Source organism: Falsiroseomonas sp. E2-1-a4, from assembly GCF_051433165.1.
Taxonomy (GTDB): Bacteria; Pseudomonadota; Alphaproteobacteria; order Acetobacterales; family Acetobacteraceae; genus Falsiroseomonas.
This window is the reverse complement of record NZ_JBHMFS010000004.1, coordinates 240,548-266,591: the sequence shown is the minus strand read 5'-3', so window position 1 is coordinate 266,591 and position 26,044 is coordinate 240,548. Positions and strand designations below refer to the sequence as shown.

The window sequence follows — 26,044 nt, the reverse complement described above, 5'->3', positions numbered from 1 at the left end:
TGAGCGGTGGGACCGATGGGCCGGCACCCCGTAGGGTACCAGCTTCTTTGTCCCGGTTACCTCCGCCTTGGCGGGCCGATGAACTTAGCGAGTGTCTCGCTTCGTTTCAAGTGGCTGCCTCGTCGTCGGTGGGCGCTTTCTAATGGCGGGGTGGCCTCCTGTCAAATGCCCTCTCCAGCCCCCCTCCCCGCCCCGAAATCCAGGCTTTACCTGGCCTCGGCATGAAAAAGGGGCGGCCCCAGCGGGCCGCCCCTGTCATCAAGCTGCATTTTTCCGCGGAAAAAGTTTCAGCTGTCCAGGCGGATGTTGTTGTCGCGGATCACCTTGCCCCAGCGCTCGATCTCCGCCGCCACGAAGGTCCGCGCCGCGGCCGGGGTGGAGGCGACGATGTCGCAGCCCTGCTCCTCGATGCGCGCCTTCACCTCCGGCTCGTTCAATACCTGGGTCAGCGCGGCATGCATCCGGTCCACGATCGGCTGCGGCGTGCCGGTCCGGCCGAAGAAGGCCCACCAGGTCGGCGCCTCGAAATCGCCGAAGCCCTGCTGCGCGAAGCTCTGCGCGCCCGGCACATGCCGCGTCTCCCCCCGCGTCGTCACGCCCAGCGGCCGTAGCGTGCCGGCCCGCATATGCTGGGAAACAATGACCACATTGGTCATGAACAGCGGAATCTCGCCCGCGATCGCGGCCAGCACGGCTGGGCCGCCGCCACGATAGGGCACATGGGTCATCCGGAAGCTGTTCTGCTGCTGCAGCAGCGTGGTGGAGATATGCGCCAGCCCACCAACGCCGGAGGTGGCGTAGTTCAGGCGGTCGGGGTCCTGCTTGGCCGCGGCCATCACCTCCAGGAAGTTCCGGAACGGCGTGTCCTTGTGGGCGGTCATGACCAACGGCCCGGTCGCCACCAGACTGACCGGCACCAGCGCCTCCAGCGTCTGGTAGTTCAGCCGCAGCAGGGTCTGATTCGGCGCCTCATTGTCGTAGGCCAGCATCCAGGTGCTGCCATCCGCCGGCGCGCGCGCCATCTCGGACGCACCGATCGAGCCGGACGCGCCGCCGCGATTCTCGATCACCACAGGCTGTCCCAGCACAGCGGCCAACCGCGGCTGGAACAGGCGGGCGACCGTGTCGGTGGACCCGCCCGGCGCCCAGGGCACGATCAGCCGGATCGGCCGGTCCGGCCAGCTTCCCTGGGCGCGCACCACGGCGGGCGCGGCCAGGCCCAGGGCTGCCAGGGTCATCAGATTGCGACGCTGCATCATGTGCAGGACTCCTCCCCTTATACGTTTCTCAGGCAAACTAAGGGCGGTCGCCCTGCTTCGCCAAGCCTTTGCTGTCCTGCACGCCAACAAGGCCGGACTTCAGCTATCGGCGCGGATGTTGTTCTCGCGGATCACGGCGCCCCATTTCTCGATCTCGGCCCGCACGAAGGCCTCCGTCTCGGCGGGGGTGGAGCCAACGATGTCGGCGCCCTGCTCCGCCATCCGCGCCTGCACATTCTCCTCCGCCAGCACCCGCTTCACGGCCTGCTGCATGCGCTCAAGGATCGGCTGCGGAATGCCGGCCGGGCCGCAAAGCTGCCAGTAGGTCAGCGCCTCGAAGCCCGGGAAGCCCTGCCGGGTGAAGGGTACCACGCCCGGCAGGTAGCGGCTGCCGGTCTGCTGGGTCAGGCCGAGCGGCCGCAGCGCGCCAGCGCGGATATGCGACAGGATGATTACGATATTCGACATGAACAGCGGCACATGGCCTGCCAGCGAATCCTGCAGGGCCGGGCCGCCGCCCCGATAGGGCACGTGCTCCAGCCTGAAATCGCCGCGCTGCTGCAGCAGCACGGTGGCGATATGTGCCCCGCTGCCGACTCCGGTGGTCGCGTAGTTCAGGGTCTGCGGCCGCGCCTTCGCGGCCTCCACCATCTGGGCGAAATTCTGGAAGGGGGTGGAGGGGTGGGTGACCAGCGCATAGGGGCAGGTGCCGACCAGGGTGCAGAAGGAAAACGCCTGCATCACCCGGTAGGGCAGGCTCATCAGCGTCTCATTCGTCGCCAGCGTGTCATTCGCCAGCAGCCAGGTATGGCCATCCGGCGCTGCCCGCGCCGTTTCCGAAGACCCGACCGAGCCCGACGCCCCGGCCCGGTTTTCCACAATCACCGGGCGGCCCAGCAATTCGGTCAACTTGGGTTGCAGGATGCGCGCCACGGTGTCGTTCGACCCACCCGGCGGATAGGGCACGATGATCCGCACCGGCCGGTCCGGCCAGGCGCCCTGCGCGCGGGCGATCCAAGGTGTGGTGAGCAGCGCGGCGGTCGGTACGGCCAGCAGAGTGCGACGTTGCATCGCGTATTGTCTCCGTTTCCCTAACGTATTGCCGCATGCCAGGGCGCGGCGATCAAGCGTTGATCCACATGGCGGCGATAGGCATCGCCTATGGCACGGCACGATAGGCGCGCAGCGCCAGCGCCGCCCCGGCCAGCGCCAGCACGGCCCCCGCCAGCCCCGTCCAGGCCAACCCCGCGGCCGCGATCACCACCCCGCCATAGGCCGCGCCGACGCCCTGCCCCGCCAGGATGAAGCCGCCATTCAGCGCCAGCGCCACCGATCGGTCCTGCGGCGCCAGCCGCATCAGCCTTGCCTGCACCAGCGGCGCCAAGGCGAATAGCGAGGCGCTGCCGGCAAAGACCAGCAGGCTCAGCGGCGCCACATGCCAGAAGGCCGGCGGCTGCGTCAGCAGCAGGGAATAGCCCAGCAGTGCCAGGGTCAGCGCCAGGAACAGCGCCACCGGCACCCGCGCCCCGCCGCCATCGGCCAGCCTTCCGCCAAGCCCGATCCCCAGAATGCTGCCCAGCCCGACGAACACCTGCACCGCACCGATCCCCGATCCCTCGATCCGCGTCGTCGCGGTGACGATCGGGCCGAGATAGGCGGCGATGCAGAACAGCCCGGCAAAGGCCAGCAGGCTGGTGCCGAGCACCGCGATGATCTCTGGCCGCAGTGCCATGCGGAGCGAAGCCGCGCCGCCGCGATCCGTGCTCGGCAGGCGCGGCAGCCCGACCCACACCGCCAGCGCCGCCACCCCGGCCAGGCTGCCGGCGAAGACGAAGGTGGCGCGCCAGCCCAGCGCCCCGCCTATCGCGGTGCCGAGCGGAATGCCGAAGGAAAAGGCCAGTGTCAGCCCGGCCATCACCATGGCAATCGCCCGCCCGCGCTGCGCCGCCGGCACCAGCATCGAGGCCGCGACCGCCGGAACCACCAGCGCCGCGGCCAGCGCCGTTGCCACCCGTAGCGCCAGGGCAGAGGTGAAATCCGGCACCAGCGCGGTGGCCAGGTTGAGCAGGGCAATCAGGACCAGGCCCAGGGTCAGCAACAGCCGCCGGTCCACCCGCGCCGTCAGCGCCGCAATCGGCGGGCCGGCGATGGCGAAGGTCAGCGCATAGCTGGCGGCGAGCTGCCCGGCGGTGGCGAGGCTGACGCCCAGATCCTCCGCCATGCTGGCAATCAGGCCGGTGAAGGCATAGGCCCCGGTCGCTGCCGCGAATTGCGCGCCCGTCAGCAGCCAGACTCGGCGATCCATGCTCACTCCTGCCCGCGCCACCTATATATGGGTGCTGCCCAGGGCGTCAGGGGCGGCTCAGCCGACCCAGGGATCGCCCAGCTTCAACCCGGACCGGCGGAAGGCGCAGCCCAGCGCAATGGCGGCCGCGGTGGCGGCATAGGCCTGGTAGGGCGGCAGGCGCCGCATCAGGCAGGCCAGGGCTTCCCGCCGCGGTCCCCGCTGGGCGCAGGCGACGGCCAGCAGCAGCGCCGGTTCCTCCCCCACCAGACGGGGGCAAAGCGGGCAGCCCAGCGTCAGCGGGTGTTGCGCCAGGGTGCGGAGCAACGCATCCAGCGGCTCCGCCGCCCCCATCGCATCCTCGGTCGCCAGCAGCCGCCGCACCGCCAGCAGGGCCGGCTGCCCCTGGCGGGCGGCCGCGGCCCAGGCGCGGGCGGAATCGATCAGCATCCGCTCCGCCGCCGGCAGCGCATCGGCCTCCGCGCCGGTCCAGGGCCAATGGGGAAGGCCGGTTGTCGCCATGGAATCGCTCCTGCCTGATGGGTCATCGCTAGCGTAATTGCGAGTCATTCGCAAACGCTATGCAGAGTGGCCTGATTCAGAAAGCCGAAACCCCCGGCGGCGCAGCCTATGGCGACATGCGGTCCAGGATGTTCCCATGCGATCCACGCGCCTGCCGCGCCTCCAGCGCCTGCCGGGCCTCTGTGCCGAAGCTGCCCGCACCCTCGGCTTCCTTCTGGCGGGGCTGGGGCTGGGCCTCATCCTTGGGGCCTGTACCCGGCTGCCGGCGGAAGAAGCCCGCGGTGGGCCGGCCGCTTCTGCGGCCAGCTTCGGTTTCGCCGCGCTGTCCAGCCACGGCGTCCCGCTCGGCTCCGCCGTGGCGGTGGCGCCGGGCCGGCTGTTGACCAACGCCCATGTGCTGCCGGAGGGGGTGGTCCATCTCCAGGCGCAGCGCGGCGATGCCGCGGTGACGGTTCCGGTCGTGGTGGTCGCGCGGAGCCAGATGCTGGACCTGGCGGTGCTGGGCGTGCCGCCCGGCATCTTCGCACCGGTGCCGATAGACGCCGCCGCGCCGGAGCCGGGACAGCGAATCTGGGCTATCGGCGCGCCTTCCGCCGGCCCGGCGTTGGCCAGCGGGCGCGTCGAGCGGCCGAATGCCGCCGTGACCGGCCGCGGTCCCGGTTTCACAGCCCGAATCGGCGCGCTGATGGGCTATTCCGGCGGGCCGGCGCTGGATGACAGGGGGCATTTGCGGGGCCTGGTGACCGCGCTACTGGGCAGTTCTGCCACCCCGGCCCTGGCCGCCCTGACGGGGATGGACCCGGGCGCCTTCTCACAATCGCGCGACGGTCGTGAGGTTTTTGTCCTATCCATCGGCGCGGCGTTACGTGAATCCGAGCGGATCGCCCCGCTGGAGTGACCCCGGCGCACTCCGTGCTTGACCCGGTGGGGTGCCTGCGGCCCTAACACGGTGCCGCCCCCAAACCGGCGGCATCACCACCGCGACGCACCCCCCGGCGCGCCGCCTCGTCGCCACAAGGCACACGCAACCTTGGGTTTTACCCGGGGTGCCACCGGTTCGGCCATGATCTTGGCCCCACGAACCGCGTGCCACCGAGGCCGCTCCTGAATTCGGGTGGCGTGAAGGAGGATTTGGATTGCCATACCTGCCGCTGCGGCGCCTCGCGCTGCTGGCCTGCCTGGCCGTTGCCACTGCTGCCCCCCTGCCGACGCAAGCGAGCGATTTTTCGCCGCAACGCGGCATTGCTTCCTATTACCACCCTACCTATTTCACAGGCCGCGCCATGGCCAACGGTGACCGTTTCGATCCCAACTCAAATTCCGCCGCGCACCGCACCCTGCCCTTCGGCACCGTCGTCGAAGTGACGAATTTGCGGAACGGTCGGACCCGCACCGTGGTGATCGAGGATCGCGGCCCCTTCATCGCCGGCCGGATCATCGACCTGTCGCCCCGCATCGCCCAGGAACTCGGCATGCGGGATTCCGGCCTGGCCCGGGTGGAGGTTCGGCCGTTCAGCGAAGCCGACCGCCTGATGGAGGCCTACAACAGCCGCCAGCCGATGATCGAACTCGCCGAACAGATGGATTGAGGCCCCGGGGCCCCGCGCCCCGGAAGCCACTACAGGCCGCGCGGGCCGGTATTCCCCCGCGGCCCTCCCGGGCCGACATCCCCCCGCGGCCCTCCCGGGCCGACATCCCAGGGCGCCCGCGCCGCTTCGGTCAGCGCCTCGCCGCGGCTGATGCCGATATCCTTCAGCATCCGGTCATCCATCTCCGCCAGATAGCGGCGGGTGGTGACGGTTCGCAGCGTGAGGGCCAGCCAGCCCAGCCACCCATGGGCCGCCGGTGCGGTCCGCGCGATGGGGGTGAGGTTCCGCCGCACGCCATCAGGCGAGAGCAAGAGGCCGGACATGGAGAGCATTCCTTCTGCTGGTCAATCCGCCGGCAGCATCGGGCGCGCACCGCCATCAGTAAAACGAGTTATATTGACGTAGCGCATCAAGATCCTTGATGCTGCGGGGATGCCCCCCCTCGCACCCCGCGCTCCTGGCCTCGACCCTGATCTGCTGCGCGCCTTCGTGCTGATCGCGGAGGGTGGGTCCTTCACCCGGGCCGCGGACCGGCTCGGCCGCACCCAATCCGCCGTCTCCATGCAGATCCGCCGGCTGGAGGAACTGCTCGGTCAGCCTTTGCTGGTCCGCACCCCGCGCGGCGTGCAGGCCACGCCGCAGGGCGCCTGGCTGCTGGAGCGCGCCCGCGACCTGCTGGTGCTGAATGACGAGATCATCGGCAATTTCCGGGCGCCGCCAATGGTCGGCACGGTGCGGCTCGGCACGCCGGATGACTACGCGCTGAACTGGCTACCCACCATCCTGGCCCGCTTCGCGGAGGCGCATCCGGCGGTGGAGCTCGATGTCACCTGCCTGAATTCCGATGTGCTGGTGGACAAGTTCCGCGACGGCCAGCTCGACCTGACCCTGGTCAGCGAGGGGCAGGAACCGCCGGGCGTGCAGGCGCAGCGCATCTGGCGCGGGCCGCTGCGCTGGGTCGGCAGTCCGACGCATGGGCTGCACCGGCGGGACCCGCTGCCCCTCGCTCTGTCCCGGCCGAACGAAAACCCCGCCCGCCCCGACCATGCCTGCGCCTGGCGCGGCGCGGCGCTGGATGCGCTGCAGGCGGCCGGGCGGCCGGCCCGCGTCACCTACAATTCCGCGACGCAGACCGGCTGCTTCACCGTGGCGCTGGCGGGCCTGGCGCTGACCGTCAGCACGCCCACCACCCTGCCGCTCGGCCTCGCCTGGATGGGCGAAGCCGAGGGCCTGCCGCCCCTGCCGGATATGGGCATCCTGCTGCTGCGCCAGCCCGCGGCACGCGGCGTGCCGGCGGTGGACACGCTGGCCGAGCACATCACCGAGGGCTTTCTGCGCGCCAGTGACGGCAGCCTGGCCCTGACGGCGACGATCGCCGCGTAAGCTCTACCAGCGACGCACCGGCCCGCAATCCAGGTGCACGAAGCCGTCCCGCGAATACAGACCGACGCCGCCCAGCCGCATCTCCGAGGCCAGCCGGGCGAGCTGCACGGCATTGCGCCCCGGCAGGCGGCAGTCGGCGGCCATGCCCGACATGTGCAGCGAAACGCGGGAAACGCGGCGGCTGCGGCTGGCATTGCCGGCATTGGTCTCCGGCGTGCGGTAGCCGCTGACCACCTCAAAGCTCTCGTCGCTGTCCATCTGGCGGGCGACGGTGGACATCACATCGAACAGCCGCGGGTCCATCGGCGTGGTCTCGGCGCGCGACAGGTCCCGGAACACATAGTCCAGGCGGCGCAGAGCTTCCCGGTCATAGCGGCCATCGCGGAAATAGACGCCGGAGAAGCTGTCAAGCGTCACCTGCCGGCGAACCCGCAGGCTGCGCGTGGCACCCTGCGCCAGCACCGGCCCGGAGGCGACGACGCCGACCCCGGCCAGCACCGCCGCCAGCACCCCGCGCCGCGGCACGGCCTCCACCGGGACCAACGCTTCCGGCCCGCAACAGGGGCAGGCGCCGGACCACAGCCCGCCATGGCCGAAGGGCTTCCCCATCACTGGCGCGCCAGCCCCGCCACCAGCGGCCTTGGCGCGGCCGCCATGGCGCGCGCATAGGCGGCATCCAGGCGGTAGATATCGGGGCGGATCCGCACGCGGCCACCGGCTTCCACCACCACCGTGTTGTAGTGCAGCCGCAGCGGCAGGCTGCGGCCGAGCGACACCGCGCTGGTCGAGCGGCTGTCCAGCGCGCGTTCGGCACGCGCGAGGTTCCAGCCATTCGTGCCCTCCAGCAGTACCGCCATCAGCGCGTTCGGCTCCGCCAGGCGGATGCAGCCGGAGGAGAAGGCGCGGTCCGGGCGGCGGAACAGGTGGCGATCCGGCGTGTCGTGCAGGAAGATGTCCTCAGTGTTCGGCATGATGAACTTCAGCCTGCCGAGCGCCGAGGAATCGCCCGCATCCTGCCGCACGAAATAGGGGAAGCGGCGACCGTTGATGCTGGACCAGTCGATGGTGCGCGGGTCGATCTCCATGCGTTCGCCGCCGACGATGGTGAAGACGCGGAAGCCGCGTTCCATCATGGCCTGCGGGTCGCGGCGGAAACGCGGCAGCAGATCCTCCCGCGCATTGCGCTCCGGCACGCCCCAGGGCGGGTTGAACTGGATGGCGGTCAGCCGCACGGCCATCATCGGCGTGGCGCGGTCCGGGCGGCCGACGATCACGGCCATGGACAGCACCTCCCGCTCCCCCTCCATCACCTGGAGGCGGTAGTCGGGGACATTGACCTCCACCCGGCGCCCCAGCGGCGGCGGTGCGGCGGCGCGGCGCATGTCGAGCGCCACGCGCAGCTGGTCCACCCGCGCGGTCAGCGGCCGGTTCAGCAGGCCTAGGCTGATGCGACCGACGCGGCCATCCACCTGCAGCCCGTTGTCGCCCTGCCAGCGGCGCACCGCCTCCTCCAGCACCGAATCATACAGGGCGCCGGAATCCGGCGCGGCGGCCAGCACCGGGTCCTCCACCGCGATGCGGGCGCGGAGCAGCGGCACGCGCACGGGATCGACCATGCCCGGGTCGATGGTGGCGTCACCGGGGATCTGCGTGAAGGGCGTGGCGGCGATCTGCCGCTGGCGCGCCAGCTCCGCCTTCAACACCGCGGCCCCCTGCGGCCGCAGCGCGGCGCGTTCGATCAGCGCGGCCGGGTCCGGCGTGGTGGCCAGCTCCGTCAGCCAAGCCTGGAGGCCAACGGCGAAGTGGTCCCGCCGGATATCCGACCGGTCCGGCAGGCTGCGCACGCGACCCAGCAGGAGGTCCGACATCGCCGCGGCGGAGGCCGCATGCAGCGCCGCCCGGTAGCCGGTCGGGTCGCTGGCCGCCAGGGCGCTGTCCGGAATGCCGTAGTGGCGCGGGTCCAGCCCGTCCTCCTCCAGCCGCAGCAGGCGGTCGATCAGGCGAAGCAATGCATCCGTCGCCGGCAACGGCGCAAGGCCGGGCGCCGGCAGGGGCGCGGAGCCGGGTGACGCAGAGGCCGGCGCGGCGACTGGCAGGTTCACGGGCTGGGCGCGCTGGGCTGATGCCGGGGCTGCGACCAGGGCGAGGGCTGCGGCGAGGAGCGGCCGGCGTTCGATCTGCATGGATCTGGAATACCGAAGCAGGGGCTGGGTTGCAAACACCGCGTTGGTTTCAGTTGTTTCGCAGCAATGCTTAACCGAGTTCTTCAGCACCCGCAGGACGGCACCGGACATCGCGGCGCGAGCGGTCAGGCAAGGGCCAGGTACAGGACCCAGGACAGCAACGCCGCCAGCGCCAGCACCAGCAGGCCGGAGCCGATGGCGGCCAGACCTTCTCCGCTTCGTGCGCCTTCCTCGGCCTTGGAGATCGGGCGCGAGGGCGGCATTGCCTCACGCGGGGTGAAGGGGTCGGGGCGCGACGGCGGCAGCCCCGGCGCGGCGCGCTTCACATCGAGGGGATAGGGCTGGTCGGTCATCGCCTGGCTCCTTCCGGGGCAATACCCGGCGACAGGGTCAACGCGCCGATCAGCTGGCGGTGAGCAGCCAGCCGGCAAAAAGAATCGCCGCGGCCGCAAGCGCCAGCCCCTTCAGGGTCGCCCAGATCTCGGACCGGCTGCCCACCGCCTCGGCTTCCTCGGGAAGGTAGTTCGGGCGTTGCGGCAATTCGCCATGGGCGAAGGGATCCCGGCGCCTGGGCGCAGCAGGTTCGACGTGTTGAGGCGTGGCAGGTTCGACGAGCCGAGGCGCAGAATATTCGACGCGCCGAGGCGTGATGGGGGTTTCCGGCTCTCGCGCCGCTTCGGTGGAATGGCGTCCGGACATGTCGGGTACCTCCGCTGTCGTTCCGAGGGGGGAGTCCGCTACCTGGCTCGCGGACGCTAACAGTGCCCATGGCACCGGCACAATCACATTGATTCTAATGCAATTTTCGGCTCCTGGCCTGACCCGTGATTGACGCCCGGCCCGCCCCGGTGCACCCCTTGCGAAACGGGCAATGTGGAAACGACGAAGACATGCGGGCAAGTGCGGACAGCGTGCGGGCGCAGATCCTGGCCATCCTGGAGGCCTGGGGCATGCCGGGGGATCTGGCCGCGGAAACCGCGGAGGTGATGCTGGATACCGACCTCGCCGGCGTGGACAGCCACGGCATCGGGATGCTGGCCAGCTATGAGGGCATGCGCCATGTCGGCCAGGTCAAGCTGAACGCCCGGCCGCGTATCCAGAGCGAAACCGGCGCCGTGGCGGTGGTGGATGGCGGCGCGGGGCTCGGCCATCCGGCGGCGGGCTATGCGATGCGGCTGGCGATCCAGCGCGCGAAGCAGCATGGCATCGGGGCCGTCGCCGTCCGCAACAGCCACCATTTCGGCGCCGCCGGCTGGTATGTGAAGCTGGCGGCGAAATCCGGCTGCATCGGCCTGGTCACCAGCGGCACGCGCACCATGGCAATGGTGCCGACGCATGGCGCCGTGCCGGTGCTCGGCACCAACCCCATCGCCTTCGCCGCCCCCGGCCAGCGCCAGCCGCCGGTGGTGCTGGACATGGCGACCACCACGGCGGCAGCCAACAAGGTGCGCGCCCGGGCGCTGCGCAACAAGCCGATCCCGGCCGGCTGGGTGATGGACGGCGCCGGCAATCCGGTCACCGATGGCGCCGCCGCCGTGGCGCAGGTGTTCGAAAAGCCGGAGGGTGGCCTCTCGCCGGTCGGCGGCACGCCGGACATGGCCAGCCACAAGGGCTACGGCCTGGCGCTGATGGCGCATATCCTGGGCGCCACGCTGTCCGGTGCCTCCTTCTCCCCGATCCGGGTGAAGACGCAGCGGCCGGAGGATCCGGACGATATCGGCCACTTCATGCTGGCGATCGACCCCACCGCGTTCCGGCCCGAGGGGGATTTCGAGCAGGATCTGGACCAGGCGGTGGATGTGCTGCGCGCCACGCCTCCGGCCGACCCCGCTCAGCCGGTGCTGGTGCCCGGCGACCCGGAACGTGCGGAACATGCCGAGCGCAGCGCCCATGGCATTCCGATCCCGCCGGCGCTGGAGGCGCAGATCCGCGGCATCGCGGAACGTGCCAATGTGCCGTTCCTGCTGACCGAAGCCTGAAGGACCAGACCATGCCGCACCCCTCCCTCCGCCAGGCGCTCGCCGCCGATGAATTCGTCCTCGCCCCCGGGGTGTTCGACATGATCTCCGCCAAGGTGGCGGATGGCATGGGGTTCAAGGCGCTGTACGCGACCGGCTTCGGCGTCACCGCCTCCCATCTCGGCCTGCCGGATGCGGGGATCGCGACCTATACGGACATGGTGGGTCGCATGCGCACCATCGCCCGCGGCTGCACCACGCCGGTGATCGCGGATGCCGATACCGGCTATGGCGGCCTGCTGAATGTGCGCCACACGGTGCGCGGCTATGAGGATGCGGGCGTCACCGCCATCCAAATGGAAGACCAGGAAGTGCCGAAGAAGTGCGGCCACACGCCGGGCCGCAAGGTGATCCCGGCCGAGGAGATGGCGCTGAAGATCCGCGTCGCCGCCGAGACCCGCCGCAGCGAGGACTTCCTCATCATCGCCCGCACGGACAGCCGCACCAGCCTCGGGCTGGATGAGGCGATCCGCCGCGGCAAGATGTTCGCCGAGGCCGGCGCCGACGTGATCTTCATCGAGAGCCCGGAGAGCGAGGCCGAAATGGCCGAGGTCGGCCGGCAGATCAAGAAGCCGCTGTTTGCCAACATGGTCGAGGGTGGCCGCACCCCGATCGTGCCGGCGGACCGGCTGCACGCCATGGGCTACCGCATCGCGATCTACCCGGCGGTGGGCTTCCTGACCGTCGCGGCGGCGCTGCAGAAGGCCTATGGCCAGCTCAAGGCCGATGGCCATTCCAACAACATGGGCGTCAACGACGCCTACAGCTTTGCGAAGATGTGCGAGCTGATGGGCTTCCCGGATGTCTGGGAGTTCGACAAAAAATGGGCGCAGGAAGCCGGCAACCTGCCGAAGGCCGCCGAGTGATGGCGCCCATCCAGGCTTTGCTGTTCGACGTGTTCGGCACGGTGGTGGATTGGCGGTCCTCCATCGCGCGGGACGCCGCGCCCTTCCTGGCGCGGCACCTGCCGGGCCTGGATGGCGCCGCCTTCGCAGATGCCTGGCGCCGGCGCTACCAGCCGGCGATGGAGGCGGTGCGGAAAGGCGCGCGGCCCTTCACCAAGCTCGACATCCTGCACCGTGAAAACCTGGAGGGCGTGCTGCGCGATCACGGGCTTGATCCGGCCAGCCTGGGGGAGGCGGAGCTGGATGGGCTGAACCGCCTCTGGCACCGGCTGGACCCCTGGCCGGACAGCGTGGCGGGGCTGCACCGGCTGAAGACCCGATTCATCATCGCGCCGCTGTCGAACGGCAATATCGCGCTGCTGCTGAACATGGCGAAGCGGGCCGGACTGCCCTGGGACACGATCCTCGGCGCCGAAGCCTCCCAGGCCTACAAGCCGAACCCGGAGGCCTATCTGCGGACTGCGGACATCCTCGGCCTGGCGCCGGAGGCCTGCATGCTGGTGGCCGCCCATAATGGCGACCTGGCCGCGGCAAGGCGTTGCGGCTTCCGCACTGCCTTAATCGCCCGGCCCACGGAATACGGGCCGGAGCAGGTGAAGGACCTGGCGGCGGAGCAGGATTGGGACTTCGTGGCACCGAGTTTTCCGGCGCTCGCCGACCAGCTCGGTTGCCCCGCTTGAAGCGGCCCGCTTAACTGCCCCCGCATCGCAGCAGGCGCCCCAGACCGCATGTCCTTCCCGCATGACGACACCGCCTGGGCCGAGACGGCCCAGTTCCTGCGCGGCCGCCTGGCGCCGGCGGACCGCGTGGTGGCGCCCGACCCGTTCCGCTGGGCGATTCCCCGCGCCGAGCCCTTCACCGCCGCCGCAGGCCGCGCGCCCGCCGATTTCGCCTGGGTGGTGGCGCATAAGGGGGAGCTGGACCGCATCCCCCGCGCCTTCCTCGACGATCTGGCGCGAAGTGCCGTGCCGGTCTTTGCCAATCCGGTCTTCGTCGTCTTCGCCCCCGCCGCGAGTCCGGAATTACCGGACCTGACCGAGACGGACCATGTCCGCGCCTTCGAGGTGAACCGCCAGGCCCTGCCCCCGGAGCCGGAGCCCGCGCCCGAACCCGCGCCCATGGTTGCCGAGGCCCTGGCGCCCCGCCCCCTGCCCACCCCCATCCCCCCTGCCCCGCCGCGCCCGCCCCGCACGCCGCCCCGCCGCAGCGAAGTCCCGCCGCGCCCCTGGCTGCTGCCCGGCGGCACCCCCGGCCCGGCGCGGGAGGCAGCCTTCCAGGCGGAGCTGGACCGGCTGGTAGCGGAGTATCTGGGGGAGGCGCGGGCGGACGCGGTGATGGATATCGCCTGCGGTGCCGGCCGCCTCGGCGGGTTGCTGCCGGGTGCGGCGCGCATCACCGGCATCGACCTGTCGCAGGCCGCGCTGGATGCGGCCGCGATCCGCCATGGTGGCGATCCGCGCTTCGACTTCGCCCGGATGGACGCCGCCCGGCTGAGCTTCCCCGATGCCAGCTTCGACACGGCCCTGCTGCTGGACAGCCTGGAGATGCTGGCCGACCCCGCCGCCGCCCTGGCCGAGGCCGCTCGCGTGCTGGCACAGGGCGGTCGCCTGATGCTGTCCGCCATGAACCGCGACAGCCTGGCGCTGCGCGCGCGGCGCCGCCTGGGGGCGGAGGTGGCGCCGCTGGGCTTCACGCTGGCGGAGGTCACGGGGATGCTGCGTGCGGCCGGGCTGGTGGTGACGCGCAGCGATGGCTGCTTCCTGTCCGCCGGCTGGTCCCTGCCCGGCGCCGCGCCCGGCCTCGCGGCGCTGGAGGAAGACCCCGAATTCATCGAGGCCGCCCGCCGCCTCGGCCGCCGCGCGGGGCCGGAGGATTCGCTGGCTTTCGTGCTGCTGGCGCGGAAGGGATAAACCTTCCGCACCAGCGGCGCGGCCGTTCAGCCGGTGGTGATGCCGCCCTCGCGGATGATCGGCGTCCACCGCGCCACCTCCCGCGCGATATGGCCGGCGAAATCCTGCGGCGAGCCACCCACCACCGTGCCGGCCTGTGCGTCGAAGATGCGCTGCTTGATGTCCGGCATGGCGGCGATGCGGCCGAACACCTGGTTGATCTCGCGCGCCAGCCCGGCATCCATGCCCGCCGGCGCCACGATGCCGTGCCAGACCGCAACCTCGAAGCCCGGCAGCACCGTGGAGATGGCGGGGGCATCCGGCAGCAGCGGCGTGCCCGCGGCATTGCCCACCGCAATCGCCCGCGCATTGCCGGCGCGGATCTGCCCGATGCCGGAGGACACGGTGGGGAAGCCGAACTGCGCATCGCCGCGCATCAGCGATGTCACCATCTCCGCACCCGAGCGATAGGGCACATGCACCATGCGGATGCCGGCTTCCTTCAGGAACAGCGCCATGAACAGGTGGCTGCCATTGCCATTGCCGGCCGAGGAATAGGTGAAGCCATCCGGCCGTGCCTTCGCCTGGTCGATCACCTGCTGGATGGTCGTGGCGGTGACGGAGGGGTGCGCCATCAGCACTGCCGGCAGGTTCACCAGGTGGATGATCGGGGTGAAGGCGGTCGGCGGGTCGTAGGGCAGGCTCGGGATCAGTTCCTTGCCGATGGCGTTGGCGCCGACATCGGCCATCATCAGCGTCAGCCCATCCGGCCGTTCCCGCGCCACGGCGGCGCCGCAGATGGTCCCGCCGGCGCCGGGGCGGTTTTCCACCACCAGGGTCTGGCCGCCGGTCACTTCCGCGAATTTCGATGCCACGGTGCGGGACAGCGTGTCGATCGCTCCGCCGGCGCCGAAGGGGACCATCAGGCGGATCGGCCGGTCCGGCCAGCCGGCCTGGGCGCGCGCGATCGGGGGCGCGGCGAGCAGCCCCAATCCCGCCCCGACACCCGCAAGAACGTGGCGGCGCAACAGCTTGGTCGACATGTTTCATTCCTCCCATGAGACGTTGCAGCCAAAATGACCCACCATGGGCTGGCGCGCAATCGCGGAAGGGCATGTAGTGTGGTCTGCCTCTCAGCTTGGATGCCCGCCATGACCTGGTCCATCGTCGCCCACGATCCGGAGACCGGCGCCTTCGCCGTGGCCGTGACCACCTGCAACTTCGCAGTCGGGGCTTCCTGCCCCTTCGTGCGGTCCGGCGTCGGCGCCGTCTCGACCCAATCCATGACCAACCGCTACCTCGGCCCGGTGGTACTGGACGGTCTGGCGCGCGGCCTGTCGCCGGCGACCGCGATCGAAAGCGCGCTGGTGGGGGATGAGGGGCGCGGGCTGCGGCAGATCCATGCGGTGGACCGGCATGGCCGCAGCGCCGCCTATACCGGCGGGAATTGCGTGGAGTGGTGTGGCGACGTCACCTCCGCCCATGTCTCCTTTGCCGGCAACATGCTGGCTGGCCCGGCGGTGCTGGCCGATACCTATGCCGCCTTCGTCACCAACCCCGAACTGAAGCTGGCCGAGCGCCTTCTTGCGGCGCTCGATGCCGGGGAGGCTGCGGGCGGCGACCGCCGCGGGAGGCAATCCGCGGCCCTGGTGCTGACCACGACGGAGGATTTCCCCGACCTGTCGCTGCGCGTTGATGACCACCCGCTGCCGCTGGTGGAGCTGCGCCGGCTGTATGGCGTGTGGCTGCGGGAACGCGCGCCGGGGCTGCGCGACCAACCTTCCCGCGCCCGGCCCGCCGGGCTGATCGACCTCGACACCATCGAATCCCGCTGGAAGGCCAAGGGGCTCGACCTGCGGCTGAGGCGGTAACCGGGAGGGCAGGCCAGAGGGGGGCTGAATCGGCCTGATGCTCAAGCCTTGGGTTGCCGCGCTGTCCGCCACACTGCTGATGCAGACCGTCGGCACCTTCCTGAGCCAGGCGGTGCCCGTGGTGGCGCCGCTGATGACGGCGGATCTGGGGCTGCGGCCGGAGACGGTGGGCAATTTCTCCAGCATCAACATTTTCGGCGCCATCCTGTTCCTGCTGTTCGGCACGCCGCTGGTGGCCCGCTTCGGGCCGCTGCGGATGCTGCAGGTGGGCGCGCTGCTGAGCAGCCTGGCTCTGCTCACGGCCGCGGCGGGCATCATCTGGCTGCTGCCGGTCGCGGCGCTGCTGATGGGCATCGGCTACGGCCCGGCCGGCCCCGCCGGCAGCCGCATCCTGCAGGCCACGGCGCCGCCGCGGCACCGGGTGCTGATCTTTTCCATCAAGCAGGCCGGGGCGCCGGCCGGTGGGGCGTTGGCCGGGCTGATCGCCGCGCCGATCGCCGCCGCCTATGGCTGGCAGGTGGCGCTGCTGGTGGGTATCGGCGTGGCGCTGGTCTGCACCGTGCTGATCCAGCCGCTGCGCCCGCAACTGGATGCGGAGCGGGACCCGCAGCGGCCGTTGCGCGGCGCCTTCTCCCCCCGCCAGCTCGCCGCGCCGGTCAATGCGTTGCGGATGCACCGCGTGCTGCCGCCGCTGACGCTGCAGGCCTTCGCCTTCGCTGCCCTGCAGGGCAGCCTGTTCGCCTTCACCGTCACCTGGCTGGTGCAGGAGCACGGCTTCACCCTGACCAGCGCTGGCAGCCTGTTCGCCGCGATGCAACTGGCCGGCGTGGTTGGGCGGCTGGCGCTCGGCTGGGCGGCGGATCGCATCGGCGATGCCACGCGCAGCCTCGCGGTGCATGGGCTGGTAGCGGCGGCGCTGTCGGCGCTGTGGGTCGGCTTCGGGCCGGGGGCGCATTGGGCGCTGGCGCTCACGCTCGCGATCGGTGCCGGCTTCAGCGCGGCAAGCTGGAACGGGATATTCCTGGCCGAGGTTGCCCGCGTGGCGCCGCCGGACCGGGTGGCGGAAGCGTCCTCAGGCGCCATCATGCTGTGTTTCCTGGGCTACCTGATCGCGCCCAGCGCCTTCGCCTGGGCCGTCACCAGCACCGGCAGCTGGACCCTGCCCTATTACGTCTTCTGCGGCTTGCTGGCGGTGGTGTCCCTTCTGGTGTTGGCGTTGCGGGCTGGACGGGATGCGGACAGGGGTTAAACCCCCAGTCCAGTTCAAAGGGGATATCCACATGACCGTCGCATTGGGCATCGTCGGCTTCGGCATCATGGGGGAACGCCTGCTGCGCGCGGCGCTGGCGCATGACGCGGCGGAAATCCGGCCCGTGGCGGTGTGGGACCCCAGCCCGGAGGCCGCCGCGCGGCTCGCTACTATCGCACCCGGCCTGCCGATGCTGGACAGCCCGGCGGCGGTGATCGCGGCCTGCGATGCGCTGTATATCGCCTCTCCACCCAGCTCCCACCTGGAACATGCGGATGCCGCCTTCGCCGCGGGCAAGGCCGCCTTCCTGGAAAAGCCGCTGGCCGCGGACCTCGTCGCGGCGCGCAGCTTCGTGGATGCGGCGGAGGCGAGCCGAGCGCGCGCGGCCGTGAACTTCCCCATGGCCTCCTCCCCCGCCGTGGCGCAGCTGCGCGCCTGGCGGGTCGATCTCGGCGCGCCGCGCGCGCTGACCATCCGCGCCGAATTCGCCACCTGGCCGCGCGGCTGGCAGCACGCCGCCGCGGGCTGGCTGGCAAAACGCGCGGAGGGCGGCTTCACGCGGGAGGTGCTGTCCCACTTCCTGTTCCTGACGCGCCGGCAACTCGGCAAGCTGGTGCTGCTGGAGCGATCGGCGGATTTCCCGCCGGGCGACGGGGCGGAGATTGCGGTGCAGGCCCGGTTGCTGGCCGGCGACACGCCGGTGACGCTCTCCGGCCAGGTCGGCGGCACCGACCGTGACGAAAGCAATGAATGGCGGCTGGAGGCTGAGGCCGGCAGCATCCGCCTGCGCGACTGGTCCCTGGCCGAACGGCTGGAGGCCGATGGCAGCTTCCGCCCCGCGCCGGACGCGCTGCCCAACGAGAAGATGCGCCCGATGGTGCTGCGCGGCCAGCTTTCGAAGCTCGCCGCTCTGACCCGCGGCGAACCCCAGGACCTGGCCACGCTGCGGGAGGCGCTGGAGGTGCAGGAGGTGGTGGAGGGCATCCTTGCCGCCTGACCGCCGCACCCTTCTTCTTTTCCTGCTGACCGCTTGCCCGGCCGCCGCCCAGCCCCGGCTGGTGCCTCATACGGCCGAGACCACCGACGGCGCCCAGCTGGTGCTTTGTTGCGCCAGGGCGGGCTGGTGATGTTCTTCCGCCACGCCGATACGCGCGGCGAGAATTGCGACCGCAGCTACCGCCTCGGCGACCGCCTGGGCCAGCGCAACCTCTCGCCCGAGGGGCGCGCGCAGGCGGCACGCATCGGGCCGCGCCTCACGGAACTCGGCATACCAGTGGCGCGGCCGGTGCTGGCTGGGCCGGTGTTCCGGGCGCGGGATACAGCGGAACTGGCCTTTGGCGAGGCGGAGGTCACGGACAGCCTGCTGGCGGATGACTATGCCGGCGGCCGCCTCCGCTGGGTGCTGGCGGAACATCGCCGCCTGTTCTCCGCCCCGGTGCCGCCCGGCACCAACCGGGTCCTGGTCGGCCACCGCACGCCGGCCATCATGGTGGTGGGCGACGAGGTCGGCGGTCGCGCCTTTCCCGAGGACGGGGCGCTGGTCCTGGCGCCGCGGGGCGATGGCTTCGCGGTGCTGGGCATACTGGACCCCGTCCCCCTGCCCGGCGGCGGGTTTCATGCGTGCGGATGACGAAATTCTGAGCCAGTGGCCGAGGCAACCGCAGGCCCGGCCGGATGCTTCTGCCTGGCATGTCCGGTACGACCAGCACAGACCCAAAGGACTGGGTCGCACAACAGGCCGCGCTGGCCCGCTTCGGGGAATACGCGCTGCGGTCCGAGGATCTGGACCGCATCCTGCATGAGGCCTGCCGGCTGACGGCGGCGGCACTGGGCACGGAACTGGCGCGGGTGGTCACGCCCGCGGCCGAGGGCGGCCAATTGATGGTGCGCGCCGGCATCGGCTGGCAGCCGGATGTGGTGGGCGTGATCACCACCGATGCCGCAAGCGGCCTGGAAGGGCTGGCCCTGGGGAACGGGACGGCGGCGGTCTCCCCCGACCTGGAGCAGGAGACGCGCTTCGCGGTGCCGGATTTCGTCCGCGACCACGGCTGCCGGTCCAGCGCCTGCGCCGTCATCCTCGGCGTGGATGGCGCCGCGCCCTTCGGCGTGCTGCAGGCGGACAGCCGCCAGCCACGATCCTTCGGCGAGCAGGACCTGGCTTGCCTGCGAAGCTATGCCAATCTGCTGGCCTCCGCCGTCGGGCGCCTGCGCGCCAATGCGCTGCTTCGGCGCAAGGCCGATGACAATGAAAGGCTGCTGCGCGAATTGCAGCACCGGGTAAAGAACAACCTGCAGGTCATCGTCGCCATCCTCGACCTGCAGTCGCGCCAGCTCCGCATGCCGGAAAGCCGCGCCGCCATGCGTGGCGTCGCCCGGCGGATCGAGGCGCTGCGCCTGCTGCATGACAAGCTGCATCTGTCCGGCAAGGTGGATGAGCTCGATCTCGGTGAATACCTGGCGCAGCTCAGCGCCGGCCTGCTGAGTTTCCACGAGGGTGGAACCACCCGGGTGCAATTGGCGCTGGAGGTGGAACGGGGTCTGCTGGTCTCGCCCGACCAGGCGGCGCCACTGGGCCTCGCGGTGAATGAATTCATCACCAACAGCTTGAAGCATGCCTTCGGCGACGGGATCGGCCGCATCGGCCTGGCCCTGGCGGCCCACCCGACGCAGCGTGCGCTGCTGCGGCTGTGGGACGACGGGCATGGCCTGCCGGTGCCGCGGCCGAAGCACGGCACCGGCATGCGGATGATCGAGAATTTTGGTCGCCAGCTCGGCTCCGCCGTGCATTGGTCCTCCGACGAAACCGGCACGCGGCTGGAGATGACGATACGCCTGCGCGGCGCCTGACCGGCCCATGCAGGCGCCCCGGCGCAGGACGATCCGACGCGAAGGAACACGGAGATGGACCGCACCATGGCGCCGCAGGCCGCCTCGCTCGGCGATCCTGGCCGGATCTTTGATATCGACCAGGTGCAGGGCCTGGCTGCCGCGCTGTCCTCCGCGGAATATGCCCAGGCGCATATGGTCGATGTGCCGCGATTTGCGGATAAGGATGCGCTGCTGTGCCATGCCGCCAGCCTGGCCCCGGCGGAGGGGCTGGTGCTGGAATTCGGCGTCTTTGCCGGCCGCACCATCAACCTGATGGCGGAAATCCTGCCCGGCCGGCCGATTCATGGCTTCGATTCCTTCGAAGGCCTGCCCGAGGGCTGGCGCCCCGGCTTCGGCCCCGGCGCCTTCGCCCTGCCCGGGCCGCCCGAGGTCCGGCCGGGCGTGGAGCTGGTGGTCGGCTGGTTCGACCGCACCCTGCCCGGCTTCCTCGACCGCCACACCGGCGCGGCGGCGCTGGTGCATGTGGATTGCGACCTGTATTCCTCGACCCAGACGGTGCTGACGCAGCTGCGGGACCGCATCGGCCCGGGCACCATCCTGGTGTTCGACGAGTACCTCAACTACCCGGGCTGGCAGCAGCATGAGTTCCGCGCCTTCCGCGAATTCACCACAAACGGACGCGCCTATGAGTATGTCGGCTTGGTGCCGTCGGACCAGCAGGTGGCGGTGCGGATGCTGAAGTAGCTACACCTCGTAGGGCAGGCCGACATAATTCTCAGCCAGCGTCGTCATCGCGGCGCGGCTGGTGGAGACGTAGTCCAGCTCTGCCACCTGGACACGGTGCTCAAAGGGTTCGGCGCCGTCGAAGCGGTGCAGCATGGAGGTCATCCACCAGGAAAAGCGCTGGCCCTTCCAGATGCGGCGCAGGCAGATTTTCGAGTATTGCTCCAGCAGGGTCGGGTCATTCTTCGCGAAAAATAGCTCCAGCCCGCGCGCCAGCACGCGGATATCGGCGATGGCCAGGTTCATGCCCTTGGCGCCGGTGGGCGGCACGATGTGAGCGGCATCGCCGGCCAGGAACAGCCGGCCATGGCGCATCGGCTCCACCACATAGCTCCGCATGGCGGTGACGCCCTTCTGGAAGATCGGGCCTTCCTGCAACTCATCGCCGCAGCCCAGGCGCCTGTGGAGCTCTTCCCAGATGCGGTCATCCGGCCACAAGGCGAGGTCTTCATCCGGCGCGCATTGCAGATACAGCCGGCTGACCGTCTCGCTCCGCATGGTGGCCAGCGCGAAACCCTCCCGGTGGCGGGCGTAGATCAGTTCCTCCGACACCGGCCTGCTATGCGCCAGGATGCCGAGCCAGGCGAAAGGGTAGATGCGGTCGTAGATCCGGATGATCTCCTCTGGGATGGCGCCGCGGCAGATGCCGTGGAAGCCGTCGCAGCCGCCGATGAAGGCGCAATCCAGCACCTGCGCCTGGCCTGCATGGGTGAAGCTGATGCGCGGACTGTCGGTGGTCACGTCATGCACCGCGACGTCCGAGACCTCGAACAGGATCGCCGGGTTGCCGGAATGGGTGCCGGCGGCCAGGCGGGCGGCGATCAGGTCCTTCACCACCTCCTGTTGCCCATAGATGGTCACCACCTTGCCGGTGAGGTCGGTCAGCGGAATGCGGTGGCCGGCGCCGTCGAAGCGCAGTTCGATGCCGTGATGCGCCAGGCCCTGGCGGTGCAGGCGGTCGCCGACGCCGGCCTCGGTCAGCGTATCGACGCTGCCCTGTTCCAGCAGCCCGGCGCGGACCCGTTCCTCGACATAGGCGCGGGACCGGGTCTCCAGCACCACGCTGTCGATACCGGCCAGATGCAGCAGGTGAGACAGCAGCAGCCCCGCGGGGCCTGCGCCGATGATGCCGACCTGGGTTCGCATCGGGGGTCTCCTTGGTCCTGACATGCCATGTATTGCGGCGGGATCGCCTGGCAACGGGGTGCGGCATGAATTGTTGTATAGCATAACAATTCCGCCTGCCGAGGCGCGTGATCCGGCGCGCGCCCCTGCCGCGTCGTGACATGGTCATCAAAGTATCAAGCCTGCGCAACACGACACGGGCTATGGCCGCCGGCATCCCAGGATGGACCCGCATGACCCTGTATCGAGACCCCGCCACGGCCAGGAAGACCTTGGGCCTGGAACCCTGCATCGACCCCACCGCCAGCGTGCGCGACACGCGCTTCGGCATCTACACCGAGGTCGGCGCCCGCACCTCCATCGCGGAGACGGACTTCGGCGACTATTCCTACGTCGTGCATGACAGCCAGATCATCTACGCGACGATCGGCAAGTTCTGCTCCATCGCCAGCCACACGCGCATCAACCCCGGCAACCATCCGCTGGATCGCGTGGCGCTGAACCACTTCACCTACCGGGCAAGCGCCTATGGCCTCGGCGCAGATGAAGCCGGGTTCTTCGATTGGCGGCGCGGCGCGCATGTGACGCTGGGGCATGACGTGTGGCTCGGCCACGGCGCCATCGTGCTGCCGGGGGTTTCCATCGGCACGGGAGCTGCCATCGGTGCCGGCGCGGTGGTGACGAAGAACATTCCACCCTTCGCGGTCGCGGTCGGGAATCCGGCACGGGTCCTGCGCTTCCGGTTCAGCGAAGCGGTGCGCGAAAGTCTGCAGCGCATCGCCTGGTGGGATTGGACGCGGGAGCAATTGGCGAAGGGTCTGGACGACATGCGGGATATGTCCGCAGAGTCCTTCTGCGACAAATACGATCCCGCCTTCTGTCACGAAGTCTAAGCCTCACCGTCACAAGACGGTCGCGGTTCGCCAGTTAAGCCCCGCTCCAACGAATGGAGTGGCTCGGCATGGCAAAGCGGAAGAACGTTCTTCTCATCGTGGTGGATCAGTGGCGGGCGGATTTCGTGCCCGCCCTCGGCGCGGATTTTCTCCGCACGCCGAACCTGGATCGCCTGTGCCGCGAGGGCGTGACGTTCCGCAACCATGTCACCAACACCGTGCCCTGCGGCCCAGCGCGGGCCAGCCTGCTGACCGGCCTGTATCTGATGAACCATCGCGCCGTGCAGAACACGGTGCCGCTGGATGCTCGCCACACCAACCTCGGCAAGCAGCTTCGCCTGATCGGCTATGACCCGGCGCTGATCGGCTACACCACCACCACGCCGGACCCGCGCAGCACCGGCCCGAAGGATCCGCGCTTCACCACGCTCGGCGACCTGATGGACGGCTTTCGCAGCGTTGGCGCGTTTGAGCCGAGCATGGATGGCTATTTCGGCTGGCTCGCGCACCAGGGCTACGAGCTGCCGGCGAAGCGCGAGGATATCTGGCTGCCGGAAGGCGAGGACGCCGTGCCGGGTGCGACCAATCGTCCGTCGCGCATCCCGTCCGAATTGTCCGACACCAGCTTCTTCACGGAAAAGGCGCTGACCTATCTGAAGGGCAAGGGCGACAAGCCCTGGTTCCTGCATCTCGGCTACTACCGCCCGCACCCGCCCTTCATCGCGCCGGCGCCGTACAACACCATGTACGACCCGGCCGACATGCCCGGCCCCATCCGCGCACCGCGCTGGGAGGAGGAGGCCGAGCAGCACCCGATGCTGCGTCACTATCTGCGCGCCATCGGCCAGGCGAGCTTCTTCCGCGGCGGCGAGGGTGCCGGCGCCGGGCTGGACGAGGCCAGCATCCGCCAGATGCGCGCCAGCTACTGCGGTTTGATGACCGAGATCGATGACGCGCTCGGCCGCGTCTTCGCCTATCTCGAGCAGACCGGGCAGTGGGATGACACGACGATCATCTTCACCTCGGACCATGGCGAGCAGCTGGGCGACCATTGGCTGCTCGGCAAGCTCGGCTATTTCGACCAGAGCTTCCGCATCCCGTTGGTGGTGAAGGGCGCCGGTGCACGCGCCGGCTTCATCGACGACACGCTGACGGAAAGCGTCGATGTGATGCCGACCATCCTCGACCTGCTTGGCGGCCAGGTGCCGCGCGCCTGTGACGGCCGTTCGCTGCTGCCGGTGCTGGCCGGACAGAAGCCCGCCGATTGGCGCGAGCTGCACCATTACGAATACGACTTCCGCGACATCCACTACTCCCAGCCGGAGACCGCGCTGGGCCTGACGATGGACAGCTCCAGCCTCTGCGTCGTGCAGGATGCCGACTACAAATACGTCCACTTCGCCGCCCTGCCGCCGCTGTTCTTCGACCTGAAGCGCGACCCGAACCAGTTCGAGAACCGCGCCGAGGACCCGGACTACGCAGCCCGCGTGAAGGACTACGCGCAGCGCGCACTGTCGCTGCGCATGCGCCACGCCGACCGCACCCTCACCCATTTCCGCGCCACGCCGCAGGGCCTCGAGGAGCGCCGTCCGGCGCCGCCCGTCCTGCGCGCCGCCGCTGCCGAATAAGGAGAATTCCCATGCAGATCTCCCGCCGCTTGATTCTCGCCGCACCCGCCACGCTGGCGCTGCCGCGCTTCGCTATCGCGCAGGGCGACACCCGCCCCTCCATCACCATCGCCGTGCAGAAGGTGGTGAACAGCAACACCCTCGAAGTGCTGCGCGAGCAGTCCAATGTGGGGGAGCGCGTGTTCTTCTCGTCGATCTGGGAAGGGTTGATCGCGCGCGACTGGACCGGTGACCTGCGAAGCGTGCCGGCGCTGGCGACCGAGTGGCGCCGGATCGACGATCGCACGGTGGAACTGAAGCTCCGCCAGGGCGTGCGCTTCCACAATGGCGACGAACTCACCGCCGATGATGTGGTGTTCACCTTCGGGCCGGAACGGATGTTCGGCACTGGCCAGGGTGCGCCGCAGGGCGTCACGCTGTTCGCCAGCGTGCCCGGCGCCAACCTGCAGGGCAAGGAAGTGCCGCCCGAGGTTTCCGCCGTCGCCCGCCGCAACTGGCCGTCGCTGGAGAAGGTCGAGGCGGTGGACAAGTACACGGTCCGCTTCGTCAACCGCACGCCGGATGTGACGATGGAAGGCCGCCTCGCCCGCTACGGCAGCGACATCATGAATCGCCGCGCCTATGAGGCAGCCGGCAGCTGGCTCGAATGGGCGCGCAAGCCGGTGACCACCGGTCCCTACATGGTTGCGGAGTTCCGCCCGGACGTGTCGCTCACCCTGGTGGCGCATGACGCCTATTGGGGCGGCCGCCCACCACTGCGGCAGATCCGCTTCCTCGAGGTGCCGGAGGTGTCCTCCCGCATCAACGGCCTGCTCTCCGGTGAATACCAATTCGCCTGCGACCTGCCGCCGGACCAGATCGAGGCCGTCGAGCGCAACCGTGCTTTCGAAGTGCAGGGCGGCACCATCCTGAACCACCGGCTGACTGTGTTCGACAAGAACCATCCGCAGCTGCGTGACCCGCGGGTCCGCCGCGCCATCACCCATTCGATGGACCGCCAGGCCATCGTCGACAGCCTCTGGGCCGGTCGCACCGTCGTGCCGAAGGGCCTGCAGTGGGACTATTACGGCGAGATGTTTCACTCGGACTGGTCGGTGCCGGCTTATGATCCGGCGGAAGCGCGCCGCCTGCTGCGCGAGGCCGGCTATCGCGGGGAGCCCATCCCCTATCGCCTGCTGAACAACTACTACACCAACCAGACCGCCACGGCGCAGGTGCTGGTGGAGATGTGGCGTTCGGTCGGGCTGAACGTGCAGATCGAGATGAAGGAGAACTGGGCGCAGATCTTCGACCGCTCCAGCCCGCGCGCCATTCGCGACTGGTCGAATAGCGCGCCCTTCAACGATCCGGTTTCCTCCATCGTCAACCAGCACGGCCCGAACGGCCAGCAGCAGCAGGTCGGCGAATGGACGAATGAGGAACTGAACCGCCTGTCGGTCGAGCTGGAAACCAGTACCGACCGCGCCCGCCGGCGCGCCGTATTCCGCCGGATGCTGGAGATCGCAGAGCGCGAGGATCCCGCCTTCACCGTCATCCATCAGAACGCGACCTTCACCGCCAAGCGCCGCGACATCCGCTGGAAGGCGAGCCCTGCCTTCGCGATGGATTTCCGCGCTGGCAACTGGGGAATCTGA

Annotated in this window: 27 protein-coding genes; 16 read left to right on the top strand and 11 right to left on the bottom strand. The window is 69.9% G+C overall.

The features are described from left to right. Window positions 1-287: 287 nt before the first annotated feature. The 4 genes from ACFHNC_RS06800 to ACFHNC_RS06785 form a co-directional block, all read right to left on the bottom strand. On the bottom strand, window positions 288-1,259 hold the full coding sequence (locus ACFHNC_RS06800) for a tripartite tricarboxylate transporter substrate binding protein (protein WP_437168467.1): 972 nt from the start codon (window positions 1,257-1,259) through the stop codon (window positions 288-290). Window positions 1,260-1,358: 99 nt separating this feature from the next. Next, window positions 1,359-2,330, bottom strand: coding sequence for a Bug family tripartite tricarboxylate transporter substrate binding protein (locus tag ACFHNC_RS06795; RefSeq protein ID WP_437168466.1), 972 nt, complete (start codon window positions 2,328-2,330; stop codon window positions 1,359-1,361). An 88-nt stretch (window positions 2,331-2,418) separates the two neighbouring features. After that, window positions 2,419-3,564 carry an MFS transporter gene (locus tag ACFHNC_RS06790; protein WP_437168465.1) on the bottom strand — a complete coding sequence of 382 codons (1,146 nt, stop codon included), beginning with the start codon at window positions 3,562-3,564 and terminating at the stop codon, window positions 2,419-2,421. A gap of 57 nt (window positions 3,565-3,621) precedes the next feature. Continuing rightward, a complete protein-coding gene (locus ACFHNC_RS06785) occupies window positions 3,622-4,065 on the bottom strand; it encodes a hypothetical protein (protein WP_437168464.1) in 444 nt (147 codons plus the stop codon). 136 nt (window positions 4,066-4,201) lie between these two features. On the opposite strand from ACFHNC_RS06785, the gene ACFHNC_RS06780 reads away from it, so the two are divergent. Further along, window positions 4,202-4,963: a S1 family peptidase gene (locus ACFHNC_RS06780; RefSeq protein WP_437168463.1), complete on the top strand. Its 762-nt coding sequence runs from the start codon at window positions 4,202-4,204 to the stop codon at window positions 4,961-4,963. A gap of 238 nt (window positions 4,964-5,201) precedes the next feature. Then, window positions 5,202-5,654: a septal ring lytic transglycosylase RlpA family protein gene (locus ACFHNC_RS06775; RefSeq protein ID WP_437168462.1), complete on the top strand. Its 453-nt coding sequence runs from the start codon at window positions 5,202-5,204 to the stop codon at window positions 5,652-5,654. 29 nt (window positions 5,655-5,683) lie between these two features. On the opposite strand, the gene ACFHNC_RS06770 is transcribed toward ACFHNC_RS06775, so the two are convergent. Beyond that, complete coding sequence (locus ACFHNC_RS06770) at window positions 5,684-5,977, bottom strand: DUF1127 domain-containing protein (RefSeq protein ID WP_437168461.1); 294 nt, start codon at window positions 5,975-5,977, stop codon at window positions 5,684-5,686. Window positions 5,978-6,086: 109 nt separating this feature from the next. Between ACFHNC_RS06770 and ACFHNC_RS06765 the strand changes: the two genes are divergently transcribed. Then, window positions 6,087-7,037, top strand: coding sequence for a LysR family transcriptional regulator (locus ACFHNC_RS06765; protein ID WP_437168460.1), 951 nt, complete (start codon window positions 6,087-6,089; stop codon window positions 7,035-7,037). A 3-nt stretch (window positions 7,038-7,040) separates the two neighbouring features. On the opposite strand, the gene ACFHNC_RS06760 is transcribed toward ACFHNC_RS06765, so the two are convergent. The 4 genes from ACFHNC_RS06760 to ACFHNC_RS06745 form a co-directional block, all read right to left on the bottom strand. Further along, window positions 7,041-7,646: a DUF882 domain-containing protein gene (locus ACFHNC_RS06760; protein ID WP_437168459.1), complete on the bottom strand. Its 606-nt coding sequence runs from the start codon at window positions 7,644-7,646 to the stop codon at window positions 7,041-7,043. Continuing rightward, window positions 7,646-9,220 carry a L,D-transpeptidase family protein gene (locus tag ACFHNC_RS06755; RefSeq protein WP_437168458.1) on the bottom strand — a complete coding sequence of 525 codons (1,575 nt, stop codon included), beginning with the start codon at window positions 9,218-9,220 and terminating at the stop codon, window positions 7,646-7,648. Before ACFHNC_RS06755 ends, ACFHNC_RS06760 begins: the two co-directional genes overlap by 1 nt. 125 nt (window positions 9,221-9,345) lie before the next feature. Continuing rightward, complete coding sequence (locus ACFHNC_RS06750; RefSeq protein WP_437168457.1) at window positions 9,346-9,573, bottom strand: hypothetical protein; 228 nt, start codon at window positions 9,571-9,573, stop codon at window positions 9,346-9,348. A 49-nt stretch (window positions 9,574-9,622) separates the two neighbouring features. Beyond that, window positions 9,623-9,919 carry a hypothetical protein gene (locus ACFHNC_RS06745; protein ID WP_437168456.1) on the bottom strand — a complete coding sequence of 99 codons (297 nt, stop codon included), beginning with the start codon at window positions 9,917-9,919 and terminating at the stop codon, window positions 9,623-9,625. A 191-nt stretch (window positions 9,920-10,110) separates the two neighbouring features. Here ACFHNC_RS06745 and ACFHNC_RS06740 point away from each other — a divergent pair, with 191 nt between their 5' ends. Genes ACFHNC_RS06740 through ACFHNC_RS06725 form a run of 4 tightly spaced genes read left to right on the top strand, consistent with a single transcriptional unit; the run spans window position 10,111 to window position 14,053 of the window. Further along, window positions 10,111-11,199, top strand: coding sequence for an Ldh family oxidoreductase (locus ACFHNC_RS06740; RefSeq protein WP_437168455.1), 1,089 nt, complete (start codon window positions 10,111-10,113; stop codon window positions 11,197-11,199). An 11-nt stretch (window positions 11,200-11,210) separates the two neighbouring features. Continuing rightward, window positions 11,211-12,104, top strand: a complete 894-nt coding sequence (locus ACFHNC_RS06735) for an isocitrate lyase/PEP mutase family protein (RefSeq protein WP_437168454.1) — start codon at window positions 11,211-11,213, stop codon at window positions 12,102-12,104. Next, window positions 12,104-12,823: a haloacid dehalogenase type II gene (locus ACFHNC_RS06730; protein WP_437168453.1), complete on the top strand. Its 720-nt coding sequence runs from the start codon at window positions 12,104-12,106 to the stop codon at window positions 12,821-12,823. Before ACFHNC_RS06735 ends, ACFHNC_RS06730 begins: the two co-directional genes overlap by 1 nt. A gap of 48 nt (window positions 12,824-12,871) precedes the next feature. Continuing rightward, the gene (locus ACFHNC_RS06725) at window positions 12,872-14,053 is read left to right on the top strand and encodes a class I SAM-dependent methyltransferase (protein WP_437168452.1); all 1,182 of its coding nucleotides are present in this window, start codon (window positions 12,872-12,874) and stop codon (window positions 14,051-14,053) included. Window positions 14,054-14,079: 26 nt separating this feature from the next. Here ACFHNC_RS06725 and ACFHNC_RS06720 read toward each other — a convergent pair whose 3' ends face one another. Continuing rightward, on the bottom strand, window positions 14,080-15,075 hold the full coding sequence (locus tag ACFHNC_RS06720; protein ID WP_437168451.1) for a Bug family tripartite tricarboxylate transporter substrate binding protein: 996 nt from the start codon (window positions 15,073-15,075) through the stop codon (window positions 14,080-14,082). A gap of 108 nt (window positions 15,076-15,183) precedes the next feature. Between ACFHNC_RS06720 and ACFHNC_RS06715 the strand changes: the two genes are divergently transcribed. From ACFHNC_RS06715 to ACFHNC_RS06690, 6 genes are all read left to right on the top strand, one after another. Then, on the top strand, window positions 15,184-15,903 hold the full coding sequence (locus tag ACFHNC_RS06715; protein WP_437168450.1) for a DUF1028 domain-containing protein: 720 nt from the start codon (window positions 15,184-15,186) through the stop codon (window positions 15,901-15,903). 37 nt (window positions 15,904-15,940) lie between these two features. Beyond that, complete coding sequence (locus ACFHNC_RS06710) at window positions 15,941-17,152, top strand: MFS transporter (RefSeq protein WP_437168449.1); 1,212 nt, start codon at window positions 15,941-15,943, stop codon at window positions 17,150-17,152. Between the two features lie 31 nt (window positions 17,153-17,183). Further along, window positions 17,184-18,149 (top strand): Gfo/Idh/MocA family protein, encoded by a 966-nt coding sequence (locus tag ACFHNC_RS06705; RefSeq protein ID WP_437168448.1) that lies wholly within the window; start codon window positions 17,184-17,186, stop codon window positions 18,147-18,149. A 129-nt stretch (window positions 18,150-18,278) separates the two neighbouring features. Further along, on the top strand, window positions 18,279-18,782 hold the full coding sequence (locus tag ACFHNC_RS06700; RefSeq protein ID WP_437168447.1) for a histidine phosphatase family protein: 504 nt from the start codon (window positions 18,279-18,281) through the stop codon (window positions 18,780-18,782). A gap of 59 nt (window positions 18,783-18,841) precedes the next feature. Further along, window positions 18,842-19,999: a sensor histidine kinase gene (locus tag ACFHNC_RS06695; RefSeq protein ID WP_437168446.1), complete on the top strand. Its 1,158-nt coding sequence runs from the start codon at window positions 18,842-18,844 to the stop codon at window positions 19,997-19,999. Between the two features lie 54 nt (window positions 20,000-20,053). Continuing rightward, complete coding sequence (locus ACFHNC_RS06690; protein WP_437168445.1) at window positions 20,054-20,725, top strand: TylF/MycF/NovP-related O-methyltransferase; 672 nt, start codon at window positions 20,054-20,056, stop codon at window positions 20,723-20,725. Here the strand turns inward: ACFHNC_RS06690 and pobA are convergent, their stop codons facing one another. After that, entirely contained in the window at window positions 20,726-21,910 is a 1,185-nt protein-coding gene (gene pobA / locus ACFHNC_RS06685) for a 4-hydroxybenzoate 3-monooxygenase (protein ID WP_437168444.1), read from the bottom strand. A 212-nt stretch (window positions 21,911-22,122) separates the two neighbouring features. Here pobA and ACFHNC_RS06680 point away from each other — a divergent pair, with 212 nt between their 5' ends. From ACFHNC_RS06680 to ACFHNC_RS06670, 3 genes are all read left to right on the top strand, one after another. Continuing rightward, window positions 22,123-22,782 (top strand): chloramphenicol acetyltransferase, encoded by a 660-nt coding sequence (locus tag ACFHNC_RS06680; RefSeq protein WP_437168443.1) that lies wholly within the window; start codon window positions 22,123-22,125, stop codon window positions 22,780-22,782. A 68-nt stretch (window positions 22,783-22,850) separates the two neighbouring features. Further along, entirely contained in the window at window positions 22,851-24,410 is a 1,560-nt protein-coding gene (gene pehA, locus ACFHNC_RS06675; protein WP_437168442.1) for a phosphoric/sulfuric ester hydrolase PehA, read from the top strand. Between the two features lie 11 nt (window positions 24,411-24,421). Further along, window positions 24,422-26,044, top strand: a complete 1,623-nt coding sequence (locus tag ACFHNC_RS06670; RefSeq protein WP_437168441.1) for an ABC transporter substrate-binding protein — start codon at window positions 24,422-24,424, stop codon at window positions 26,042-26,044.